General features: G+C 39.3%; 4 protein-coding genes and 1 pseudogene. All 5 read left to right on the top strand.

Features of this window, described 5'->3' with window-relative positions:
• On the top strand, positions 1–309 hold a 309-nt coding region (locus PHP90_RS13820; RefSeq protein WP_299931060.1), incomplete at its 5' end, for a DNA polymerase.
• Positions 310–334: 25 nt separating this feature from the next.
• Positions 335–904 (top strand): YqiA/YcfP family alpha/beta fold hydrolase, encoded by a 570-nt coding sequence (locus PHP90_RS13825; RefSeq protein WP_299931062.1) that lies wholly within the window; start codon positions 335–337, stop codon positions 902–904.
• Between the two features lie 219 nt (positions 905–1,123).
• Positions 1,124–2,134: a hypothetical protein gene (locus PHP90_RS13830; protein WP_299931064.1), complete on the top strand. Its 1,011-nt coding sequence runs from the start codon at positions 1,124–1,126 to the stop codon at positions 2,132–2,134.
• Between the two features lie 14 nt (positions 2,135–2,148).
• Positions 2,149–2,736, top strand: coding sequence for a methyl-accepting chemotaxis protein (locus PHP90_RS13835; protein ID WP_299931066.1), 588 nt, complete (start codon positions 2,149–2,151; stop codon positions 2,734–2,736).
• A gap of 185 nt (positions 2,737–2,921) precedes the next feature.
• A pseudogene (locus tag PHP90_RS13840) lies at positions 2,922–3,132 on the top strand (NADP-specific glutamate dehydrogenase); the annotation flags it as partial.

The raw sequence follows: 3,132 nt of genomic DNA on the forward strand, positions 1-3,132 counted from the left end.
GATTTCGGCAGTGCAACACCGATGCTCAAGGCGGCGTATGAGCGAGAGTCGGTCAATACCGTATTCCAAGGTTCAGCATCCGATCTCATCAAACTCTCGATGAACAAGATCGACGCGATGATCCGAATCGAGGGATTGCGTGCACGTATGCTGCTTCAAATCCACGATGAACTGATTTTCGAGGTGGATGAAGAGGTAGCAGAAGAGTATGCGAGCCGTTTTGTTAATACGATGGAACATATTTTAGAATTACGAATTCCGTTAAAAACCTCGATGCATATCGGGAATCACTGGGGTGAGTTGAAGTAACCATAGTCTGATAAGGAGTGAGAGGATGATTATCTATATTCACGGTTTTGGAAGTCATGGTGACGGATCAAAAGCGAGAGCACTGCGCCGATATTGTCAAGAACATGCTATACGCTTTATCGCACCCTCTCTCTCGACGATTCCCGATCTGGCTATTCGTACGTTGGAAGAGCTGATTGAATCATTTCAGCCTGTCGAAAAGGTCTGTCTTGCCGGATCTTCGTTGGGCGGATATTATGCGATGTTTCTCTCACAAAAATATAATCTTCCATGCGTTCTTATCAATCCAGCGATTCATCCATATATAACGCTCGAGCGCTCATTGGGATTTCCATCGAACTTTTACGATCAAAGTACCTATGAATGGAATAGAGCTCACTTGGATATGCTTAAGCGTCTTGAACTTAACGAACCGTCGAAAAACAAATGTCTTTTGTTGCTACAAACGGGTGATGAACTTCTCGATTATACGGAAGCAGTAAGTAAGCTTCCTGATGCCGAAACGATTGTAGAAGAGGGTGGAAATCATGGATTTGAAGGAATTGAACGCCATTTTGGGAATATTATAGAGTTTTTCGGTATGAGAATAAACTGATTTTTGAGGTAGCTGAAGCGTATGCCGAACGTTTTATTAATGCGATGGAACATATTTTAAAACTTCGTATTCCGCTTAAAACATCGATGCATATCGGGAACTATTCGGGTGAGTTAAAATAATTCAGAATGTTTATTTTAATGTATATATAGATATTAAATTCTTATAATTGTGTTATTATGATTCGAATCAATTCAGTAACAAGTGTAGGTTTTTTGTATGCAGATTAAACAAAAGTTGATTATTATCAATATAGGTGCCTTGATTGGTATGCTTTTAGTTGTTGCTATTGCAATGGTAGGTTATGGTTCGGTCTTGAACAAAACAATTGAGAGCTCACAAGTTACTTTGAAACAAATCGATAAAGCCCGTTCTATACAAGTAGCTTTTAAAAAGCAGGTCCAAGAGTGGAAAAATATCCTTCTTCGTGGTGAAAAAGCGGAAAAATATGAAAAATATTTCCAAAATTTTACGAAACAAGAAGAGAAAATTAATCAAGAGTTAGAAGAGCTCAAATTGATTACTGACAATCCAAAAATAGTTACGATGATTGATGATTTTAGCGCTTCACACAAAACATTGGGGCAACAATATCGTCAAGGGTTAGTAGCCTATAATAGTGCTTCCTCCGAAAAATACAAAGTCGGTGATAAAGCTGTAGATGGAATCGATCGCGCTCCGACAGACAAACTGGATGCTTTGGTTGAAGTGTATCAAAAAGAATATACTCAAATGAATGATGCGTTAAAACTCGAAGCCATCAAGGTAAAAACTCTTATTTGGTCGGCTGCATTACTTATTATCGGAATATTAAGCGGTGCTATTATTATGATCACAAAATCGATAGTCGCATCGGTTAAAATTGCTGAAGAGGGGTGTGAGGTTATCGTACGGACGAAGGAACTTAACAGACCTATCCCTATAATTAATAATGATGAGATAGGTCATGTGCTTGGACATGTTAATAAGTTAATTGCGGAAATGGGAAGTGCGATTATTTCATCCAAAAAATTGGCAACTGAAAATGCGCAGATTGCTTCGGATCTTACCGATACTTCAGCATTGATCAGTAGCAATACGCATGAAATTACATCGATTATTACACGTACCAATGCTTCGTCTAAGGAAGTTTCTCTTCTCCTTGAATCCAGTCGACATCAATCCAAAAAACAGGTGATAGTATCAATCATGCGAATGAGGAAGCTAAAGGTGCTGCCAATGAGGTACTGAATGTATCTCAATCTTTGCAAACCGCAGTGCAAGATCAGCATGAGCTCTCTTCTCGGCTGGAACGTCTTTCATCCGAAGCAGAACAAATCAAATCGGTATTAACCGTTATCTCTGATATTGCTGATCAAACGAATCTGCTAGCACTGAATGCAGCTATTGAGGCGGCACGGGCAGGGGAACATGGACGAGGGTTTGCTGTTGTTGCGGATGAAGTTAGAAAATTGGCGGAACGAACACAAAAAAGTCTCTTGGAAAGTGGTGCTACGGTAGCAATTATTGTTCAGTCGGTGACAGAAAGTACGGAAATGATGTCTAAAAATGCAGATTATATGGAAACCCTCGGTAAAAAGTCGCTTCAAGTTGAAGAGACAATGCGCAGTGTTATAGACATTATGGAAAATTCGGTACGAATGGCTCAGGATACGGCTGAATCTGCAAAAATCGGGGCAGAAAAAACAAATATGACGATTGAAAATCTTGCAAGTATCGAAGAGTGTGCCAAACGCAATAACGCTGGTACTGAAAGACTGTTAGATCAAGCAAAAACATTGGCGTCTATATCGAGTAATCTTTTAGGTGACTTAGAGTCTTTTCGATCGTAATTTTCAAAAATCGGTAGTGTTCTACCTCGTTCCCACTCTTTACGTGGGAATGTAAATTTATTCCATTCAATCCCAACTCAATCAGTATTCTTTTTTTAGAGGGATGAATATGTTTCCTAATTTGAATATAATGATATTCAAATCAATATATTGAACCGATTTGGATTTAAAACAAGGATATCTTAATGGTCGAAAAGATTTTAGCTAATCTCGAAAAATCATCCTGTGCGGTAGACAATACATTTTTACAGGCGGTAAGCGAAGTCCTCCACTCTTTGACTCCGATTGTAGAAAGTGATCCGCGGTATGAGATGCACGGTATCGTTGAACGTCTCGTAACACCCGATCGGATTATTCAGTTCAAAGTGCAATGGCTCGATGATAACAATCGCGTAA

It is taken from the genome of Sulfuricurvum sp. (assembly GCF_028712165.1).
Classification (GTDB): Bacteria; Campylobacterota; Campylobacteria; order Campylobacterales; family Sulfurimonadaceae; genus Sulfuricurvum.

What these genes read in the sequence shown, in the direction of transcription:
- PHP90_RS13825 (WP_299931062.1), top strand. Translation starts at nt 335, where the DNA reads ATGATTATCTATATTCACGGTTTTGGAAGTCATGGTGACGGATCAAAA.
- PHP90_RS13830 (WP_299931064.1), top strand. Translation starts at nt 1,124, where the DNA reads ATGCAGATTAAACAAAAGTTGATTATTATCAATATAGGTGCCTTGATT.